Annotated in this window: 16 protein-coding genes; 8 read left to right on the top strand and 8 right to left on the bottom strand. The window is 65.2% G+C overall.

All coding sequences use genetic code 11. The features are described 5' to 3' along the window. Positions 1 to 534, bottom strand: coding sequence for a DUF2244 domain-containing protein (locus QY049_RS31495; RefSeq protein ID WP_258764424.1), 534 nt, complete (start codon positions 532 to 534; stop codon positions 1 to 3). 22 nt (positions 535 to 556) lie between these two features. On the opposite strand from QY049_RS31495, the gene nth reads away from it, so the two are divergent. The 3 genes from nth to QY049_RS31480 are packed head-to-tail and all read left to right on the top strand — an operon-like array spanning position 557 to position 4,086. Continuing rightward, positions 557 to 1,306 carry an endonuclease III gene (nth, locus tag QY049_RS31490; protein ID WP_258764423.1) on the top strand — a complete coding sequence of 250 codons (750 nt, stop codon included), beginning with the start codon at positions 557 to 559 and terminating at the stop codon, positions 1,304 to 1,306. Positions 1,307 to 1,334: 28 nt separating this feature from the next. Beyond that, positions 1,335 to 2,471: an HlyD family secretion protein gene (locus QY049_RS31485; protein ID WP_194478745.1), complete on the top strand. Its 1,137-nt coding sequence runs from the start codon at positions 1,335 to 1,337 to the stop codon at positions 2,469 to 2,471. Further along, complete coding sequence (locus QY049_RS31480; RefSeq protein ID WP_258764422.1) at positions 2,458 to 4,086, top strand: MFS transporter; 1,629 nt, start codon at positions 2,458 to 2,460, stop codon at positions 4,084 to 4,086. Before QY049_RS31485 ends, QY049_RS31480 begins: the two co-directional genes overlap by 14 nt. Positions 4,087 to 4,128: 42 nt before the next feature. Here QY049_RS31480 and QY049_RS31475 read toward each other — a convergent pair whose 3' ends face one another. Both QY049_RS31475 and QY049_RS31470 read right to left on the bottom strand, forming a co-directional pair. After that, positions 4,129 to 4,869: a sulfate transporter family protein gene (locus QY049_RS31475; RefSeq protein ID WP_258764421.1), complete on the bottom strand. Its 741-nt coding sequence runs from the start codon at positions 4,867 to 4,869 to the stop codon at positions 4,129 to 4,131. A 142-nt stretch (positions 4,870 to 5,011) separates the two neighbouring features. Beyond that, positions 5,012 to 6,181 carry a hypothetical protein gene (locus QY049_RS31470; protein WP_194478742.1) on the bottom strand — a complete coding sequence of 390 codons (1,170 nt, stop codon included), beginning with the start codon at positions 6,179 to 6,181 and terminating at the stop codon, positions 5,012 to 5,014. A gap of 289 nt (positions 6,182 to 6,470) precedes the next feature. On the opposite strand from QY049_RS31470, the gene QY049_RS31465 reads away from it, so the two are divergent. Beyond that, the gene (locus tag QY049_RS31465; RefSeq protein WP_301270382.1) at positions 6,471 to 8,120 is read left to right on the top strand and encodes a protease pro-enzyme activation domain-containing protein; all 1,650 of its coding nucleotides are present in this window, start codon (positions 6,471 to 6,473) and stop codon (positions 8,118 to 8,120) included. A 48-nt stretch (positions 8,121 to 8,168) separates the two neighbouring features. Here QY049_RS31465 and QY049_RS31460 read toward each other — a convergent pair whose 3' ends face one another. Together QY049_RS31460 and QY049_RS31455 are read right to left on the bottom strand one after the other, a co-directional pair. Next, a complete protein-coding gene (locus QY049_RS31460) occupies positions 8,169 to 9,584 on the bottom strand; it encodes an MFS transporter (protein WP_258764419.1) in 1,416 nt (471 codons plus the stop codon). Between the two features lie 170 nt (positions 9,585 to 9,754). Then, positions 9,755 to 10,687 (bottom strand): LysR family transcriptional regulator, encoded by a 933-nt coding sequence (locus QY049_RS31455; protein ID WP_258764418.1) that lies wholly within the window; start codon positions 10,685 to 10,687, stop codon positions 9,755 to 9,757. A 120-nt stretch (positions 10,688 to 10,807) separates the two neighbouring features. On the opposite strand from QY049_RS31455, the gene QY049_RS31450 reads away from it, so the two are divergent. Both QY049_RS31450 and QY049_RS31445 read left to right on the top strand, forming a co-directional pair. Continuing rightward, the gene (locus QY049_RS31450; protein ID WP_258764417.1) at positions 10,808 to 11,986 is read left to right on the top strand and encodes a CoA transferase; all 1,179 of its coding nucleotides are present in this window, start codon (positions 10,808 to 10,810) and stop codon (positions 11,984 to 11,986) included. Next, entirely contained in the window at positions 11,983 to 12,930 is a 948-nt protein-coding gene (locus QY049_RS31445) for a hydroxymethylglutaryl-CoA lyase (RefSeq protein ID WP_258764416.1), read from the top strand. Before QY049_RS31450 ends, QY049_RS31445 begins: the two co-directional genes overlap by 4 nt. A gap of 40 nt (positions 12,931 to 12,970) precedes the next feature. Here QY049_RS31445 and nikR read toward each other — a convergent pair whose 3' ends face one another. Together nikR and QY049_RS31435 are read right to left on the bottom strand one after the other, a co-directional pair. Next, a complete protein-coding gene (gene nikR, locus QY049_RS31440; RefSeq protein WP_194478736.1) occupies positions 12,971 to 13,417 on the bottom strand; it encodes a nickel-responsive transcriptional regulator NikR in 447 nt (148 codons plus the stop codon). A gap of 57 nt (positions 13,418 to 13,474) precedes the next feature. Continuing rightward, complete coding sequence (locus tag QY049_RS31435; RefSeq protein WP_258764415.1) at positions 13,475 to 15,919, bottom strand: heavy metal translocating P-type ATPase; 2,445 nt, start codon at positions 15,917 to 15,919, stop codon at positions 13,475 to 13,477. A gap of 50 nt (positions 15,920 to 15,969) precedes the next feature. On the opposite strand from QY049_RS31435, the gene QY049_RS31430 reads away from it, so the two are divergent. After that, positions 15,970 to 16,245 carry a metal-sensitive transcriptional regulator gene (locus QY049_RS31430; RefSeq protein ID WP_007598521.1) on the top strand — a complete coding sequence of 92 codons (276 nt, stop codon included), beginning with the start codon at positions 15,970 to 15,972 and terminating at the stop codon, positions 16,243 to 16,245. A 138-nt stretch (positions 16,246 to 16,383) separates the two neighbouring features. On the opposite strand, the gene QY049_RS31425 is transcribed toward QY049_RS31430, so the two are convergent. Further along, entirely contained in the window at positions 16,384 to 17,331 is a 948-nt protein-coding gene (locus tag QY049_RS31425; RefSeq protein ID WP_258764414.1) for a YiiX/YebB-like N1pC/P60 family cysteine hydrolase, read from the bottom strand. Between the two features lie 186 nt (positions 17,332 to 17,517). On the opposite strand from QY049_RS31425, the gene QY049_RS31420 reads away from it, so the two are divergent. Next, positions 17,518 to 18,906 (top strand): NAD(P)/FAD-dependent oxidoreductase, encoded by a 1,389-nt coding sequence (locus QY049_RS31420; RefSeq protein WP_258764413.1) that lies wholly within the window; start codon positions 17,518 to 17,520, stop codon positions 18,904 to 18,906. Positions 18,907 to 18,912 lie beyond the last annotated feature (6 nt).

Here is an 18,912-nt window from a genome sequence, read left to right as displayed (position 1 = left end):
TCAGCTGATCGGATTGTAGGTCGGGCCGCGCTTGGCGGCGTTCAGCGCCTCAACCAAGCCTTTGTAGAAACTAGATTTTTCGTCAGGTCCGAGGAACCTTGCGATCCGGATATGGTGGCCGCGCGAGATCAGATAGAGATGCTCGATGCCGAAGTCCTCGTCGACCTCCATGTCGAGGCGCACCCAGAGCGGATTGAAGCTCCATTCGGCGACCTGGCCGCGATGGCTGATGCGGCGCACGCGCAATTCCGAGGTCGTGACGGTGATCTCCTCGCGCGCCCGGGCGTTGCGGAAATTGACCTTGAAGGCCCACCAGACCACGAGCACGTCGAGGCCGAAAAAGCCGAGCACAGGCCAGGCGCCCTTCATCAGGAAGACAATGCCGGTGACGAAGCTGACGACGCTCAGGAACAGCATCACGGCGAGGAAGCCGGTGCGGTTCAGCGAACGGTGCGGCGTCAGCAGCGCGGAGAAGATCTGCTGCTCGGCAGGACCTTCAAGATCCTGGCGCTCAATTTCGTTGCCTGTGCTCATCGTCCCTCAGTATATCCCGATCATGGCGAAAATCACCCGCAAGCCGGCCTCGCGCAAAGCGGTGCCGAAGAAAAAAGCAAAGGCGGCCACCGCCAAACCGAAGGCGCCGGCCAGGAAATCGCTCAAGGCAACAAAACCCTGGACGCCGGCGGAAGTTCGCGAGGTCTTCAGCCGTTTCCGCAAGGCCAATCCCGAGCCGAAGGGCGAGCTCGAGCACGTCAACCCCTTCACGCTGCTGGTGGCCGTGGTGCTGTCGGCGCAGGCAACCGACGCCGGCGTCAACAAGGCGACACGGGAATTGTTTGAGGTCGCCGACACGCCGCAGAAGATGCTCGACCTCGGCGAGGAGCGCCTGCGCGACTACATCAAGACCATCGGCCTCTACCGTACCAAGGCCAGGAACGTGATTGCGCTGTCGGCAAAAGTCCTCAGCGATTTCGGCGGCGAGGTGCCGCGCACGCGCGCGGAGATCGAATCGTTGCCCGGCGCGGGGCGCAAGACCGCAAACGTCGTGCTCAACATGGCCTTCGGCGAGCACACCATGGCGGTGGACACGCACGTCTTCCGCGTCGGCAATCGCACCGGCCTCGCGCCCGGCAAGACGCCGCTCGAGGTAGAGCTTGGTCTCGAAAAGGTGATCCCGGCCGAGTTCATGCTGCACGCCCATCATTGGCTGATCCTGCACGGCCGTTATACTTGCCTCGCGCGCAAGCCGCGCTGCGAGGTTTGCCTGATCAACGATCTCTGCCGGTGGCCGGAGAAGACGGTCTGAGAAGGCAAAGCGGTTTTGGGGACACGGCGTGAGTCAGCAGGAACAGGTTTCAACGTCACCGCCCACAGCCCCACCGGATCCGCCGCCCAAGTCGACACGGCGGCCGGCGAGCTCGCTCTGGAGCCGGCTGGCGATCCCGCTGTTCGCGGTGATCGTCGCGCTTGCCTTCGTCGCGCTGGCGACGCTGCGCTTCGACGAATGGGTCGGCAATGAAGTGGTCCAGACCACCAACGACGCCTATGTCCGCGCCGAGCTGACGCGGCTCGCGAGCCGGGTCTCCGGCGAGGTGCTGACGGTCGCAGTCACCGACTTCCAGCGCGTCAAGGCCGGCGATCTGTTGATCCAGATCGATCCCGCGGACTATCAGGCCCAGGTCGCGCAGTCCGAGGCGGCCGTTGCCGCCGCGCAAGCCGTGCTCGACAATCTCTCCAACCAGATCGAGCTGCAATATGCGACCATCGCTCAGGCCGAAGCCTCGCGCGTGTCGGCGGAGGCGCTGGAGGTCGAGGCCAAGCAGGAGCAGGAGCGCCAGCAATCGCTGTCGCAGACCGAAGCCGGCACGCGGCAGCGGCTCGAGCAGGCCGTCGCAGGCCTTGCCAAGGCGCAGGCCGATGTGCGCGCCAGCCGCGCCGTGATCGCCGCCCAGCAGCATCAGCTCGAGGTTCTGCAAGGTACCAAGAAGCAGCGCGCCGCCGATCTCGACGCCACCAAGGCGACGCTGGCGAGCGCAAAACTCAAGCTCGGCTACACCAGGATCACGGCGCCGTTCGACGGCGTTGTCGGCGAGCGGCAGGCGCAGCCCGGCGACTACGTCAATATCGGAACCAACCTCATCAATGTGGTGCCGCTGCCGAAGGTCTATGTAATCGCGAACTACAAGGAGACCCAGCTCACGCACGTTGCGCCGGGGCAGCCGGTCGAGATCACCGTCGACAGCTTCCCGCGCGAGAAGTTGCGCGGCAAGGTCGAACGCATCGCGCCGGCCACCGGTGCGCAGGTCGCGCTGCTGCCGCCGGACAATGCCACCGGCAATTTCACCAAGGTCGTGCAGCGCATTCCCGTCCGCATCCAGTTCGACGACAACCAGCCGCTGCTGGCGCGGCTCGTACCGGGCATGTCCGTCGTCACCAGCATCGATACGAAGGGCGCGGATGGCGGAAAATGACGATGCCCGTCGCGGGCCCGTCTCGCGCGGAGGCATCGCGCCGCAGCCGCTGTTTGCGGTGGCCGCGGTGCTGCTCGGCTCGTTCCTCGCCAATTTCGACAGCCGGCTGACCACGGTCGGCCTGCCCGATCTGCGCGGTGCCTTCGGACTCAGCTTCGACGAGGGTGCCTGGCTTTCGACCGCCGGCATCGGCTCGCAGATCTTCATTGCGCCAGCCGTGGCCTGGCTCGCGACCGTGTTTGGCCTGCGCCGTGTGCTCGGCATTCCCAGCCTCGTCTACGCGCTCGTCTCGTTGATCATTCCGCTCGTGCGCGACTATCCGACCTTGATCGCGCTGAGCGTCGTGCACGGCCTGTTGCTCGGCACTTTCGTGCCGGCCACGCTGATGATCGTGTTCCGCAACCTGCCGATCCGCTGGTGGCTGCCGGCGATCGCGCTCTATTCGATCCGCGTCGGCTTTGCGCTGGACTCGTCGACCTCGCTGGTCGGGTTCTATGTCGATCACCTCGGCTGGCAATGGCTGTACTGGCAGGGCGTGGTGATCGCGCCGCTGATGGGCCTGATGGTCTATCTCGGCACGCCCGGCGAGCCGGTCAATCGCGCACTGCTGCGCGAGGCCGATTGGGGCGGCATGCTGCTGCTCGGTGCGGGCGTCGGGATGATCTATGCCGGCCTCGACCAGGGCAATCGCCTGGACTGGCTCGGCTCCGGCACGGTGATGGCGCTGCTGGTCGGCGGCAGCGCGCTGTTCGTCGCCTTCCTCGCCAACGAATCACTGGTACGGCAGCCCTGGGCGCATGTGAACGTGTTGTTCTCGCGCAATGTCGGATTGGGGTTGATCCTGATCCTGCTCTACACGCTGACCAGCCTATCCAACGCGTCGCTGGTGCCGAATTTCCTCGGCGCCGTCGGGCAGCTCAGGCCCGAGCAGAGCGGCTGGCTGCTGCTCACCTTCGGCGCGTTGCCGATGTTCGTGCTGGTGCCCGTTTCGATATGGCTGCTCCGGCATTTCGATACGCGCACGGTGGTGGTCGTGGGATTTGCCTGCTTTGCTGCGGCCAATCTCTGGGGGACTCAACTCACCCACGACTGGGCGCGCGAGGACTTCATCGGCATCGTATTGCTCCAAGCGGTCGGACAGTCGCTGACGCTGCTGCCGCTTATCATCACCTTGTTGTCGAATTCCGATCCCAGCCGTGCCACGGCCTTTGCCGCCTATATCCAGATCATGCGGCTCGGCGGCGCCGAGATCGGCGTGGCGCTGATGGGAACGTGGCTGCGCGTTCGCGAGCAGATCCATTCCTTCTATATCGGTCAGAATCTCGAGGTTGGCGACGTCAACGTCGTGCGCGCGCTGAAGCAGCTCACCGAGCATTTTGCGGCCCATGGCGCCGGCTCGGCGCCGGCACGCGCGGTCGGGACGCTGGCGAGTTTCGTCGCGCGCGAGGCCAATGTGCTCGCCTATATCGACGGCTTCTGGCTATGCTTCTGGCTGGCGATATCAGCGCTCGGCTTCATCGCGCTGATCACCCGCGCGCCGCCGGGGCCGTTCACGCCGGCGCCATTCGGCTTTGCCAAGACAGTGCTCCGGAAATGCGGAGTCAAGGTCGCGTAGCGCCCGTTCACCTCTCCCGCGAGCGGGAGAGGGAGGGCATCGTCACCGCATCTGCCGCGCCGGCTCGATCAGCTCGGGCCGCGGTCCTGACAACCGCTTGTGCATGTGGACCATGAAGGCCATGCCGAAGATCGGCGTCGCCAGGTTCACGATCGGGATCGAGACGAAGGCCGCGATGAACAGGCCCGCAGTGAAGATCGTCGCGGCATTGTCGCGCCGCATCGCCTTGGCGTCTTCCGGCGAGCGGAAGCGCATCGCCGCGAGCTCGAAATATTCACGGCCGAGCAGCCAGGCGGCCGCGAGGAAGAAGATCAGGAAACCGGCGCCCGCCAGGAACACCAGCGGCAATGCGAGGAGATAGACCAAAATGGTCAGCAGCGCGGTCTTGATGCCTTCGAGGATGGCCTGGTTGAAGGGCAGTGCCGTGCCCGGCCGCTCGGCCGGATAATATTCGCGCTCGACGATGTCGGCGACATCGTCGACGAAGAAGCTCGCCACCAGCGAGGTGATCGCGGGCATCAGGAACACGCTGCCGAACACGACGCCGAAACCGGCCGCAATCGAGATGATCCAGGACAGAACTTCCAGCGACGAGTGCCAGCTGGGCCCGAGCAGGCCCTCCAGCCAGACCTCGCCATAGGTCGCGAACCAGCTCAGCAATCGCTGCAACCCGATCGCCAGCACGACGATGAGTACGAGCGCCAGCCCGATCGACCGCCACAGGATCGAGCGCATCGGCGGCGACATCATTTGCGACAGCGCCTTGACGGCGGCATCCAGCATGGGAACCTCTCACGAAATCACCAGCGAGAGGTAGACACCCCGGCTCGCTTCGGCAAGGGAGGCTGACCTGCCAGGTTCTGCGGCTTTATATTTTGGGCATGATCTTGTCGGTAAACCGCGTCACACTTTTCCGGATCATGCCCTATGGCTCCGCCACGATGCTCGCCCAGCAGGCGATGGCGCTGCAGACCGTGCTCCAGCGGCCGAATCCTTTGTAGATCTGGGCTGCGACCTGCTCCTGCTGCTTCAGCGTGCCCTCGGCCTTGATCTGCGGGTCGGAGACGTTGCGGATGGCGAGCCAGCGCGGCGCCTTTGCACCCATGTCCTGCGCCACGAGGCCCAGAATGGCATCGCCCATCTCGGAGACGTCGCCGAGCCCCTGGAGCTTGAAGTGATTGTCCGAGGTGTCGAAGCCGAAGAAATCGGTCGTGACCACGGAGGACGACAGCTCGCTCGGCTTGACCACGAAGATCTTCGGCGGCCGGGTGTTTGTCTTCGGCAGTTGCCCGGCATTGGCCTTGAACAGCGTCTTCGCCGTGGCGAACTTCGTCGTCTTGGCCGGCTTGCTGGAGAAATGCGCCTGCGCAAACGGCTGCTTCTTGAACTTCGACAGGCAGTCGAAACGCACGATCGGGCTGACCACGACGTCGCCGACCTCGACTCGTTTCCCGATGCCGCCGGCCGTGCCCGTGGTGATCACGAGCGTCGGCTGCACCTCGGTGATGATCTGGCGCCAGACGTCGATGTTCGGCAGCTGCGGCCCGTCCTGCGACATGTGCGAGTCGGATTTGAACACCACGACCTTCTTCCCGCCGATCGTCGTGGTCCAGAAGGCGCCGAGCCGCTTCAGCTCCCTGGCCGGACAGCCGTTGCGCATCTTCTTGGAGATGGTCGCGTAATTGTGCGTGTAGGGCACGTAGTCGTTGTGCGAATCCTTGCCCGGCGTCAGCACGCGGCTGGTTGCGTGGCCTTCGTCGACGGTCCAGGTCACGACCAGCACGTCGGCGCGCGGCAGCGGGCCCTTGCCGTTGCCCGGCTTCGGCCCGGTCTGCGGCGCGAGCCCCTTGGGCCAGGGAATGTCGGTGAACCGCGACAGCCCGGTCGCGGTCGAGAAGGCCATGAACGCGCGGCCTTCGATCGATTCGGAATCGAAATCAATGATCTCGCGCTGAAAGTCCTCGGGCGCGACCTTCGCGGTCTTCTTCACGGCGGCATCCGCGATGCGCTTGACGACGAAGGTCTGGCGCGGCGGCGGCGTGGTGATCGGATCGAACCCGAGATTTCTCTCAACCCATTTGCGGTCAGCAGGCATTAGACGGTCTCCGCCAATTGATTTTGACAAGCGTCATTCATGGGTCGGCCGGATCAGCCGACGGTTGCAATTTTAGATCGAAAACCTATTCACAGAATGGTCGGGGTTATTGACCAATTCCGTGCCGATTTGAGACGGCAGAGCAACTGCTCTGCAAAACAAGTGCTTTTCTGAAAAAAATCGATCAATCATCTGAACCAATCGGAATTTGAGATTACACCTATAGTTGAAGTGCATCAATCCGCCTTCCAATCACAAACGGAGGAAGTCATGGCAAGCTCGACTAAGCGTGTCACGCTGGCGAACAGCGCCCGGAAATTGCCGACGGGGGGCCAAGCTCGTCGGCGCGGCCGATCCCAAGCAGGAAATCGAGATCAGCGTCCGCCTACGCGCCAAGCGCGCCGACGACGAACAGGTGATGGCGCTCGGCGCACAACCGCCGCGCGAGCGGCAATATCTCTCCCGCACCGAGTTCGCCGAGCAGATGGGCGCCGATACGGCTGACGTCGCCAAGATCGACGATTTCGCCCACCACCACGATCTCAACGTCAAGAGCGTGCATCTGGCCTCCCGCACGGTGAAGCTGACCGGCACAGTGAAGGCGATGGGCGCGGCTTTCGGCGTCAAGCTCAACAAGGTCAAGCACGAGGGCGCGACCTATCGCATGCGCAAGGGCAACGTGCAGATCCCGGCCGAACTCGAAGGCATCGTGGTCGGCGTGCATGGCCTTGACAACCGGCCGGTGGCGCAGCCGCATTTCCGGCGCAGGATGGCTGGCAAGACGACTGGCAAGACAGCGAAGAAGGGCGCCACGGCGCGCGCGGGGCAGGGCGGCAGCTTCTCGGTCGAGGAGATCGCAAAGCTTTACGACTTCCCGGGCGGCGAGACCGGCGCGGGCCAGTGCATCGCCATCATCGAGCTGAACGACATCGACACCAAGGGCCATCCCACGGGCGCCGGCTACAAGACCTCGGACCTGAAAACCTTCTTCAAGAAGGCGGGCATCCCGATGCCGCAGATCGTGCCCGCGAGCGTCGACGGCGGCGCCAACAAGCCCGGCCATTCCGAAGCGGATGGCGAGGTCGTGCTCGACATCGAGGTGGCCGGCGCGATCGCACCCGGCGCCAGGATCGTGGTCTACTTTGCACCCAACACCACCAACGGCTTCATCGATGCGGTGAAGGCCGCCGTCCACGACACCGTGCGAAAGCCCTCGGTGATCTCGATCAGCTGGGGCGGACCGGAAGATCCGGCCGGCTCGCAGCAATTCGTCGACGGCCTCAATGAGGCGATCCGGGATGGCGCCGCGATGGGCGTCACAGTCTGCGTCGCCTCCGGCGACAACGGCTCGGCTGACATGGCCGACGGATGGGACGGCAAGCCGCATGCCGATTTCCCGGCCTCGAGCCCGTTCGCACTGGCCTGCGGCGGCACCAATCTGAAGGCCTCGAACGGTGCGATTACCGAGACGGTCTGGAACGGCGGTCCGCAGGACGGCGCGGGCGGCGGCGGCGTCAGCATCGTATTCCCGCGGCCGCAATACCAGGCCAACGCGCATGTGCCGAAATCGCCGTCGCATTCAGTCGGGCGCGGCGTGCCCGATGTTGCTGGCGATGCCGATCCCGCGACCGGCTACCAGATCTTCCTCAACGGCGTCATGACCACGATCGGCGGCACCAGTGCGGTGGCGCCCTTGATGGCCGGACTGATCGCCCGCATCAACGAGGCCACGACCAGGAAATTCGGCAAGACGGTCGGCTTCATCAATCCGCTGATCTACGCCTCGCATGCGCATGGCGTGTTCCGCGACATCACCGTCGGAAACAACGACATCACCGGTTCCTTGCACGGCATGTACAAGGCCGGCCCCGGCTGGGATGCCTGCTCCGGCCTCGGCGTTCCCAACGGCGCGGCGTTACAGAATCTGCTCGCCGCGTGAGCGTATCGACGCTCCCTCGACCCTCTCCCCGTTCTTACGGGGGGAGGGTCAAACCGTATCCAGCGCCTTGCCGCGCACGTTGGGGCCGAACAGCGTCATCGCGATCACCACGATCAGCATGGCCACGGTGATCAGGCCGAACACGCCCATGACGCCGGCCTCCTTCAGCATGTAGGCGACGATGAAGCCCGAGAATGTCGCGCTCAGCCGGCTCATCGAATAGACGAGGCCGGACGCCTGCGCGCGGATCTGGGTCGGGAACACCTCGGTCTGGTAGGCATGATACGCGTAGGACATCGTCGTGTTGCAGGCGGTCAGCAGCACGCCGCAGACGATCAGCAGCGCCGGCTCGGTCAGCTGCGCGAACGCCATGCCGAACACGATGATGGCAAGGCAGGCGACGGCGATGATCCAGCGGCGTTCGAACTTGTCGGCGAAGCTTGCGGCGAGCAGCGGGGAGATCGGGTAGGCGAAGGCGACGATGAAGGAATATTGCAGGCTCTTGGTGACGGTGATGCCCTTCTCCACCAGCAGCGTCGGCACCCAATTGGCAAAGCCGTAGAAGCCGAAGGCCTGGCAGAGGTTGAACACCATGAACAGGACGACGAGCGAGAGATAGGGCGGCCGGAACAGATCGGCGAAGCCGACGCGTGCCGTGATCTGCGCCGTTGGCCGCGCGAGCGAAGCCGAGGGGCTCGCCGTTGCGCTGCCGCCTCTGGATTCCAGCGTCGTGAGAATCCGGAACGCCTCATCGGTGCGGCCGTGGCGCGCCAGCCAGAGCGGGCTCTCGGGCAGGAACAGGCGCAGTACCCAGATGATCATGCTGGCGGCGGCGCCAATCAGCACCACCCAGCGCCAGCCTTCGACGCCGTAGGGCGCGAGCGGCACCAGCCACCAGGCGAGGAAGGCGACCACGGGCACGGCGACGAACATGATCGCCTGGTTCACCGCGAAGGCACGGCCGCGCATCCGGCTCGGCACCAGCTCCGTGATGTAGGCGTCGATGGTGATGATCTCGATGCCGATTCCGATGCCGGCGAGGAAGCGCCACAGCAACAGTCCGCCCGACGAGGTCTGGCAGGCCATGATCGCCGAGGCCGCGGTATAGCCGAGCAGTGCATAGGTGAAGATCGCGCGGCGACCAAACCGGTCGGCGAGGAAGCCGAGGAAGAAGGTTCCGACGAACAGGCCGGCAAAGGTCGCGGCGACGAAGGCGCCGATGCCGGAGAAGCCGAAGAAGGCCTGCGTCGTCGTGCTCAACAGTCCGCTGCGGCCGAGGCCCGGCGCGATGTAGCCGGTCAGGAACAGATCGTAGATCTCGAAGCAGCCGCCGAGCGAAAGCAGGATGACGAGCCGCCAGACATGGCCCGTCGCCGGCATCGCCTCCAGTCGTCGCGAGATCTCGTCCGGTCCTGAAGGTGCAGCGCCCAGCTCAAAGCCTGTGTCGATGCCGACAACGCTCATGATGTCCTCCCCGTGGCGCGCCAATCGCGCGCGGTTCCCGGCGGCTCATCTCTGTGGTTTTCGCGAACCTTGCCGGACCGCGCCATGTTGGCCGGGCGACGCCAGAAATCCAGACGAACATATCGATCGAAGCGTTCGAGATTTTCGAACTCGGGAGAGTCCGCGTCTCCCTACTCCACCAGCGTCGCCTGCCAGCCGCCGTTGCGCACCTGCTCGGCAATCAGCGACAGCATCAGGCGGCGCATCTCTTCCATCGCGTAGGTCATCGGGCGGTTGCGCAGGCGACAGAGATAGAGCGTACGGGTGAGTTTCGGGGCGATCACTTCGCGCGCGACAAGGCGGCCGGCAGCGAGTTCTTCCCGCGCGAACAGCTTGGTCGCGATGGTGCAGCCGAGCCCCTCCACCAGCGCGCCGGTCATGCCGGTGATCGAATTGGCGTGCAGGATCGCGCCGCCCTCCAGCCGCTTGAGCAGCACGGGATCGTCCAGCAGCGCGCGCGAGGACAGGCCGAGGCCGTAGCGCAGCAGGATCAGCGGCAGCCGGCTCAGCTCCTCGAAGCGGATGGGCGTTTTGGCCTTGCCGACGAGCTTGGGAATGCCGACCAGGAACATCTCCTCCTCGAGCACGGCCTCCGTGATCAGCTCTTTCTCCGATGGCGGATTGTAGACCAGCGCGAGGTCGACGTTGGAGACCATGAGATGCATCAGCGTCGCGCCGGACAGGCTCTCGGTGAGCGACAGCTTCAGCTTGGGATACTTGGTCAGCACCGTGCGCATCAGTTCGACGCCGATCGCCTTGACGCCGGAATTCGCCATGCCGATCGAGATCTCGCCGGCAATGACGCGGGCGCCCTCGCGCACCTCGGTCTCGGCCTCCGCCATCGCACGCAGGATGATGCGGGCGTGCTCGTAGAGCCGCTCGCCGGCCGCGGTCGGGTCCATGCCGCGCGACTTGCGCTCGAACAGCGGCGTTGCGAACTCGGCTTCCAGGTTCGAGATATGGTGGCTGAGCGCGGATTGGGCGACATTCACCTGGTCGGCGGCGCGCGACAGGTTCCGCTGCTCGTAGACGGCGATGAAATAGCGGAGCTGGCGCGAATCCATGTCAGATCGCCATTGGCGGTGAAGCGTTCTATAAGCGCGAAGGCACTCTTCGACAGATTATATTTTTAAGAAGGCTTGTGAAGGCCTAGTCTTCGAACCCGTACGGACATGGAGTGACGGATGGCTGAAACCGGATTGCCGCTCGAAGGCGTGCGGGTCGTCGAGATGACCCACATGGTGATGGGCCCGACCTGCGGCATGATCCTGGCGCAGCTTGGCGCCGAGGTGATCAAGGTCGAACCGCTCGCCGGCGACAAGACCCGCTCCCTCGGCGGCATGGGCACGGCGTTCTTCCCGCTGTTCAACCGCGGCAAGCGCAGCGTGGTACTGGATTTCGAGAAGCCAGAGGATCGCGACACCATGCATCGGCTGCTGGAAACGGCCGACGTGTTCCTGGAGAATTTTCGCGACGGCCTGCTCGAGAAGCAGGGGTTGGGTGTCGAGGAGCTGCGCCGCCGTCATCCGCATCTGATCGTCGCCGGCCACAAGGGCTTTCTGTCCGGCCCCTACGAGCATCGTCCGGCGCTCGACGAGGTCGTGCAGATGATGTCGGGGCTCGCTGCCATGACCGGCACCAAGGAGAAGCCGCAGCGCGTCGGTTCCTCCGCCAACGACATCATGGGCGGCATGTTCGGCGTGATCGCCATCCTGGCTGCGCTCTACCAGAAGCGCGGTGGCAAGCGTGACGGCGCCGACATCCGTATCGGTCTGTTCGAGAACTGCCTGTTCCTGGTCGCCCAGCACATGGTCGAGTACGAGATGACCGGCAACAAGCCGCGCTCGATGCCCGAGCGCGAGCATGCATGGCCGATCTACGATATTTTCGACGCCGCCGGCGATGGCCGCATCTTCATCGGCGTCGTGACGGAGGGGCACTGGCAGGCGTTCTGCCGCGAGTTCGGCTTGAGCGAGTTTCTCGACGATCCCGCCCTGCGCACCACCACCGACCGCATCCTGGCGCGTCCGCGGATTCTCCCGCGCGTCGCCGAGATCATCCGGCAATGGAACGTGGGCGAGCTGTCGCGAAAGCTCGACGCGCTCAACATCTGCTTCTCGCCGATCAACCGGCCCGAGGATCTGCTGACCGACCCGCATGTGCTGCGGCCCGGCGGGCTTGTCACGAATGTCAACGCCGACGGCAAATCGTTCCATGTGCCGACGCTGCCGATCGAGTGGAATGGCAACCATCTCGGCGAAGGCCTGAAGGTCGCGCCGCTCGGCGCCGACACGTCCGCTGTCCGTGCCGAGATCGACGACAACAACGACGTCACGTCAAAAGCCGCTGGGAGGCGCGCATGAGCCGGATCGAGACGATTTATCCCGCGGATCGCGTCAGCGTGCGCGAAGTCGGCTTGCGCGACGGGCTCCAGCTCGTGAAGAAGTTTCCGTCGACCGAGGCCAAGCAGCGCTGGGTCCGCGAGGAATACGCCGCGGGCGTCAGGCATTTCGAGGTCGGCTCGTTCCTCCCGGCAAAGACCTTTCCGCAATTCGCCGATGTCCGCGATGTCATCGCGACGGTGGCGAGCCTGCCCGGTGCCCACGGCATCGCGCTCGCGCTCAACGAGCGCGGCGTCAACGAGGCGCTGGAATCAGGGGTCGGCGAGATCGCCTCGGTGGTTTCAGCCACCGAGGAGCACAGCCAGGCCAACGCGCATCGCTCGCGCGAGTCCGCAATCGCCAACATCAAGCGCCTGTGCGAGATGCGCGATGCCAGCACCCACAAGCCGCTGGTGAATGCCGCGATCTCGATGGCGCTCGGCTGCTCGATAACAGGCGCGGTCGATCCCGAGGAAGTGCTGCGGCTCGTCGACAAGTGCCTCGAGGCCGGCGTCGATTTCGTCGCGATCGCCGACACCGTCGGCTATGCCGGGCCGAAGCAGGTCGGTGACTTGTCGCGCGCCGCGGTCAAGCTCGCGGGGAAAAGGCCGATCTGCATCCATCTCCACGACACCCGAGGCATGGGCATCGCCAACGCCGCTGCCGCCCTCGACGAAGGCGTCCGCATCCTCGACGGCTCGCTCGGCGGCCTCGGCGGCTGCCCCTTCGCGCCCGGCGCGACCGGCAATGTCGTGTTCGAGGACCTCGTGTTCCTGTGCGAGAGCAAGGGTTTTGCGACGGGAATCGATCTCGAGAAGCTGATTATGGTGCGCAAGATCCTGCGCGAGGAAATGCCGAACGAGCAGCTCTATGGTGGTCTCGCGCGCGCAGGATTGCCGAGCGGGACTGCAGCGAAGGCGGCTTGAGTGGTGCGCCTCTCCCCGCCTGCGGGGAGAGGGGGAAGAATCAATCGTGCCGATGCCCGTGCTTCCGCATCTTGGAAGGCTTGCCTTCCCCCGTCGGAATCATCACCACGCGGCCATAACGCACCCCGCGCTCGGCGATGATGTGATCGGCAAAGTGTCTGACCTCGGCGGCGTCGCCGCGGAGCGCCGTCATCTCCATGCAATTGTCGTCGTCGAGATGGACGTGCAGGGTGGCGAGCGCGAGGTCGTGATGGCCGTGGAATTCCTGCACCAGCCGCTTCGAGAGGTCGCGCGCGGCGTGATCGTAGACATAGACGAGGCCGGCAACGCAGGGGCCGCTCTGCGCGGTGTCCTCGCTCGATTGCTGCAGCCCGGCGCGGGCCAGATCGCGGATGACCTCGCTGCGGTTCTGGTAGCCGCGCGCCTCGGCGGCAGCGTCGATCTCCGCTAAAAGATCGTCCTCGATCGTGATCGTAATCCGCTGCATCAGGCCCTCTCTGCGGGTACCGCCGAATGGACTTGTTCTACACGGATTTCGTCGCCATCACAGCTTCGTCGCACGCAGCCTTAGCGCATTGCCGACCACGCTCACCGAGGACAGCGCCATCGCCGCGGCCGCGATGATCGGCGACAGCAGTAGGCCGAAGGCGGGATAGAGGATGCCGGCGGCGATCGGAATGCCGGCGGCGTTGTAGATGAAGGCGAAGAACAGGTTTTGCCTGATATTGCTCATCGTCGCCTGCGACAGCTTTCGCGCACGCACGATGCCGGTGAGGTCGCCCTTCAGCAGGGTGACACCGGCGCTTTCCATTGCAACGTCGGTGCCGGTGCCCATGGCGATGCCCACCTCGGCCGCCGCCAGCGCCGGTGCGTCGTTGACGCCGTCGCCGGCCATCGCGACGCTGCGTCCGGCCTTTTGCAGCTTCGTCACGACCGCGCTCTTCTGGTCGGGCAGCACCTCGGCTTCGACATCGGCAATGCCGAGCCGGCGCGCCACCGCCTCCGCCGTGGTGCGGTTGTCGCCGGTCAGCATGATCACCTTGATGCCCTCGGCTGCGAGCGCCTTCAGGGCCTCCGGGGTCGAGGCCTTGACCGGATCGGCGATGGCGAACAGGCCGGCAAGCGCGCCGTCGATCGCCATGTTGATCACGGTGGCGCCGTCGCCGCGCAAGCGTTCGGCCTCGGCATCGAGCGCCCTGGTGTCGATGCCGATCGACGTCAGGTATTTGGCGTTGCCGAGCACGATGGTTTTGCCGTCGACCTGGCCGGTCGCGCCCTTGCCGGTCGGCGAATCGAACTCTTCGACCTGGCCGAGCGCAAGCTGCCTCTCCTTGGCCGCGCGCACGATCGCGTCGGCCAGCGGATGCTCGCTGGCGCGCTCGACGCTGGCCGCGAGTCGGAGAATGTCGTCCTCGGCAAAGCCGGTAGCGGGCACGATCGATACCACCTTGGGCTTGCCCTCGGTCAGCGTGCCGGTCTTGTCGACGACGAGCGTGTCGATCTTCTCCATCCGCTCCAGCGCTTCGGCATTCTTGATCAGGACGCCGGCCTGCGCACCGCGGCCGACGCCGACCATGATCGACATCGGGGTCGCGAGGCCCAGCGCGCAGGGGCAGGCGATGATCAGCACGCTGACGGCAGCCACCAGACCGAACGCCAGCCGCGGCTCCGGTCCGAACCAGGCCCATGCTGCGAACGCGATGACGGCAACCGCGATGACGGTCGGCACGAACCAGCCCGCGACCTGATCGGCCAGCCGCTGGATCGGTGCGCGCGAGCGCTGGGCGTCAGCGACCATCTGCACGATTTGCGACAGCAGCGTCTCGCGCCCGACCTTGTCGGCGCGCATGACGAAGCTGCCGGATTGATTGAGCGTACCGGCGATGACCTTGGCGCCGGCCTCCTTGGTGACGGGCATCGATTCGCCCGTGACGAGCGATTCATCGAGCGAGGAGCGACCCTCGAGGATCACGCCATCGACCGGCACTTTCTCACCGGGACGGACGCGCAAACGGTCATCCGCGCGAAGCGTATCGATCTCGACCTCGTGCTCGGAGCCATCGGCATCGACGCGCCGCGCGGTTTTCGGCGCGAGCTGGAGCAGCGCCTTGATCGCGCCCGACGTCGCATCGCGGGCGCGCAGTTCCAGCACCTGGCCGAGCAGGACCAGGACGGTGATGACGGCGGCCGCTTCGAAATAGACGGCGACTGCGCCTCCGTGGCCGCGGAAGGTGGCGGGGAAGATCTGCGGCGCGATGGTGCCGATCAGGCTGTAGACATAGGCAACGCCGGTACCCATCGCGATCAGCGTGAACATGTTGAGGTTGCGCGTCAGCAGCGACTGCCAGCCGCGCACCAGGAACGGCCAGCCGGCCCACAGCACGACGGGCGTGGCGAACACGAGCTGGATCCAGTTCGACAATGTCGGATCGATCCAGTTGTGCGGCCCCGCGAGATGGCCGCCCATTTCCAGTACGACGGCTGGCAGCGCCAGCGTACCGCCGATCCAGAACCGCCGCGTCATGTCGGCGAGTTCCGGATTGGGTCCGGTCTCCAGGCTCGCGACTTCCGGCTCCAGCGCCATGCCGCAGATCGGGCAGCTGCCGGGTCCGACCTGGCGGATCTCCGGATGCATCGGGCAGGTGTAGATCGTACCTTCAGGCATCGCCGGCTCGGACGCCTTGTCCCTTGAGAGGTACTTGGCGGGATCGGCGGCAAACTTGGCGCGGCAGCCGGCGGAGCAGAAATGGAAAGTCTCGCCGTGGTGCTCGAAGCGATGCTTCGAGGTCGCGGGATCGACCGTCATGCCGCAGACGGGATCGAGCACCTTTGTCGCGTTGTGGTGATGACCGTGATGCTGAGCATGATCGCCGTGACCGCCGCAGCAGGACGAGACGGCGGGCTTGGGCGCGGTCGCCGCGATCTTGGTGGAGCAGCCGCATCCGGACTGCGTGTTCCGGTGATGATGGCTGTGGTTCGTGTCGCTCATTCCTGCACTCCGGCCTTGTAACCTATACCCGGTAGGGGTATATAGACGCCATGCGCAAGGACATCAAGGCTTCCGTCGGAAAACGTCTCGGCCGGATCGAGGGCCAGGTTCGTGGCCTGTCGAAAATGGTAGAGGAAGACCGCTATTGCATCGACATCGTCACGCAGATCTCGGCGGTGCGCGCCGCACTGCGCCGGGTCGAGGAAGAGGTTTTGAAGGACCACGTCGCGCACTGCGTCGAGCACGCGATTGCGAGCGGCGACAAGGCGGATCAGCGCGAGAAGATCGCGGAGCTGATGGCGGTGATTGGCAGGGCGGAGCGGTAGGTTCTTCCGTCGTCTGGCGCAAGCCAGCACCATCCCGCGGAATCCATCAATTGCGTCCGGTAGCCGTACCGCACGCCGAATCTTCGCAATCTGCCGATTGGAGTGATGGGTCCTGGCCTTCGCCAGGGGACGGCAGAGCTATGCCGCCCGCTCTCTCGTCCGACCTCGGCGCCGCGGGCGATACATCGCCAGCTTCTTCAGGAACGAGACATGCGCGGCGCTCATTTGCTCAGCCGAAACCTCAGCCGGCGCTTCTTCGTCAATCGCTTCAGGAACGAGCGGCGGCGAACTGACCGTTTCTGGAAACACACCGAATGAGCCCGCTACCTCCTCGAGCGGCTTTTGCTTGTCGGCCCAGTGCAAGGCTGTGTAGTCGAAGCCGTGCACGATGGTGGGTTTGACGACTTCGAAGTAGGGCGAGATGTCGAAGTCGCGGGGCATGTAGAGCGAGGAGTCGCGGATGTGCAGGATCTCGCGGCGCGCGGCGCGGCTGCCGGCCTTGGTGATCTTCGGCAGGATCGGATAGCGCACGGCGTCGAAGGCCTGCGCGATCAGCGCCGAACATATGATCTTGGTCGGATCGCCCGAGCCTATCGCGATCATGCGCCGCCGCCAGCGCTGCGGCACCGGCAGCGGGAACAGGAAGCGCATCAGGTCGATGATGTTCTTGGTGTCGTAGCCGAAGCCGATGCGGTTGATCGCATAGCGGCACACGGTGGTGCGATCCTCGTAGGAGAGCCCGACCGGGCGGCAGAGGCGGGTGTGATAGGGGAAATATTTCGACAGCGGGGCGGACGTGACGCCCTCGCCGATATTGGCCTCGATCAGCACATGCGGCTCGCCATCAGGCTCCTGCGCGCCTTCGACCGGGCCGACATAGAGCGCGGCATGCGACCAGGTCGACTGCGTCAGATATTTGATGATGCCGGAGATGCGGTTGTTGCCCTCGACCAGCATGACGTCGCCGGGCTGGATCACGCCGCGCAGGTGCTCGGGGTCGCTCGGCGTGAACGGCTCGTAGCCCGGCACCTCCTTCGAGAGGTACGCGGCTATCAATTTGCCGACTGAATCTAGGACCGTCCCCATGAACTCCCCCGGGCCTTTCTGGCCATCTTTTTTCCATCTGTATCATGGTCGAAACCTGTTGCAATTCGGTTCATGGGTCTGTGAGGTCGAGCACGATTGATTCACCATGATGGTTGCTGCGCAACATCAGATACGGCAAGGTTCGCTGGCTGTTCCCGTTCGCTGCAAGTCCCCGGAAACCATGACATGACAATCACGCGCCGCAGCTTCCTATCGGCGTCGGCAGCCTTTGCCGCAGCGCCGATCCTGCGCGCAACAGCCGCACCCTTGCCGCGCGAGGCTGACATTGTCGTGATCGGTGCGGGAGCGGCCGGCATCGCTGCAGCGCGGCGCGTCATGGCAGCCAATCGCAAGGTCGTGGTGGTGGAGGCGGCGTCGCAAGTCGGCGGGCGCTGCATCACGGATACGACCACCTTCGACGTGCCGTTCGATCGCGGCGCACGCTGGATGCACAATCCCGACACCAATCCGATGATCCGGCTCGCGCGCAGTGCCGGGCTCGATGTTTCCCCTGCACCGTCGGGTCAGAAGATGCGCATCGGCCGCCGCAATGCGCGCGCGGGCGAGACCGAGGAGTTTCTGGCGGCACTGGTGCGCACCAACCGTGCCATCGACGAGGCCGCGCGCGGCAAGCTCGATACCTCCTGCGCGTCTGTGCTGCCGAAGGATCTCGGCGACTGGGCGGGGGCCGCCGAATTCGTGCTCGGCGCGAGCTTTGCCGGCAAGGATCTGAAGGAGCTGTCGGCGATCGACAAGGCGCGCGCGCAGGACCGCAATGCCCCGATCGCCTGCCGCCAGGGTCTGGGCACGTTGATCGCCAGGCTCGGCGAGCAGGTGCCGACGGTGCTCTCGACGCCGGCCAGCCGCATCGCCTGGAGCAACCGCGACGTCAGCGTGGAGACGCCATCCGGCAAGATCGCCGCGCGCGCGGCCATCGTCACGGTATCGACCAATGTGCTGACGTCGGGTGCGCTCAAGTTCGCGCCCGACATTCCCAAGCGCACGCTCGATGCGGTATCGAAGCTCACCCTCGGCAGCTACGATCGCATCGTGCTGCAGCTGCCGGGCAACCCGCTGGGCCTCGCGCGCGACGATGTTCTCGTCGAGCAGAGCACTTCGACGCGCACCGCACTGATGTACGCCAATATCGGGGGATCCTCGCTGTGCTCGATCGACGTCGGCGGCTCGTTCGGCCGCGATCTCGCCGAGCAGGGCGAGAAGGCGATGACGACCTTCGCGAAGGAGTGGATCACAAAACTGTTCGGCAGCGAGGCGGCGGCCGCCGTGCAGAAGACCGCGGTGACGCGCTGGAACGCCTCGCCCTATGTCATGGGCGCGATGTCGGCGGCCTCGCCCGGCGGACAACTCGCGCGAAGAGTTTTGACCGAGCCGATCGGCAACATGTTCCTCGCCGGCGAAGCCACGCATGACACGCTGTGGGGCACGGTCGACGGCGCCTGGGACAGCGGCGAGCGCGCCGCGGACGCCGCGCTGCGCAAGATCGGTGCGCTGAAGGCCGAGCCGGCCGACGTGCCGACGCAATCGACGAAAAAGCGCCGCGCACCACGGCGGTGACGAGAG

Origin of the sequence: Bradyrhizobium sp. WYCCWR 13022 (assembly GCF_030435535.1) — a bacterium.
In the GTDB taxonomy this organism is placed as follows: Bacteria; Pseudomonadota; Alphaproteobacteria; order Rhizobiales; family Xanthobacteraceae; genus Bradyrhizobium.
Note: the sequence above shows the minus strand (reverse complement) of the source record. Positions and strands in the feature narration are given on the sequence as shown.

Excerpts from the sequence above, each read along its gene's own strand:
- QY049_RS31495 (WP_258764424.1), bottom strand. The coding sequence starts at position 534 with ATGAGCACAGGCAACGAAATTGAGCGCCAGGATCTTGAAGGTCCTGCC.
- nth (WP_258764423.1), top strand. The coding sequence starts at position 557 with ATGGCGAAAATCACCCGCAAGCCGGCCTCGCGCAAAGCGGTGCCGAAG.
- QY049_RS31480 (WP_258764422.1), top strand. The coding sequence starts at position 2,458 with ATGGCGGAAAATGACGATGCCCGTCGCGGGCCCGTCTCGCGCGGAGGC.
- QY049_RS31475 (WP_258764421.1), bottom strand. The coding sequence starts at position 4,869 with ATGCTGGATGCCGCCGTCAAGGCGCTGTCGCAAATGATGTCGCCGCCG.
- QY049_RS31470 (WP_194478742.1), bottom strand. The coding sequence starts at position 6,181 with ATGCCTGCTGACCGCAAATGGGTTGAGAGAAATCTCGGGTTCGATCCG.
- QY049_RS31460 (WP_258764419.1), bottom strand. The coding sequence starts at position 9,584 with ATGAGCGTTGTCGGCATCGACACAGGCTTTGAGCTGGGCGCTGCACCT.
- QY049_RS31455 (WP_258764418.1), bottom strand. The coding sequence starts at position 10,687 with ATGGATTCGCGCCAGCTCCGCTATTTCATCGCCGTCTACGAGCAGCGG.
- QY049_RS31450 (WP_258764417.1), top strand. The coding sequence starts at position 10,808 with ATGGCTGAAACCGGATTGCCGCTCGAAGGCGTGCGGGTCGTCGAGATG.
- QY049_RS31445 (WP_258764416.1), top strand. The coding sequence starts at position 11,983 with ATGAGCCGGATCGAGACGATTTATCCCGCGGATCGCGTCAGCGTGCGC.
- nikR (WP_194478736.1), bottom strand. The coding sequence starts at position 13,417 with ATGCAGCGGATTACGATCACGATCGAGGACGATCTTTTAGCGGAGATC.
- QY049_RS31435 (WP_258764415.1), bottom strand. The coding sequence starts at position 15,919 with ATGAGCGACACGAACCACAGCCATCATCACCGGAACACGCAGTCCGGA.
- QY049_RS31430 (WP_007598521.1), top strand. The coding sequence starts at position 15,970 with ATGCGCAAGGACATCAAGGCTTCCGTCGGAAAACGTCTCGGCCGGATC.
- QY049_RS31425 (WP_258764414.1), bottom strand. The coding sequence starts at position 17,331 with ATGGGGACGGTCCTAGATTCAGTCGGCAAATTGATAGCCGCGTACCTC.
- QY049_RS31420 (WP_258764413.1), top strand. The coding sequence starts at position 17,518 with ATGACAATCACGCGCCGCAGCTTCCTATCGGCGTCGGCAGCCTTTGCC.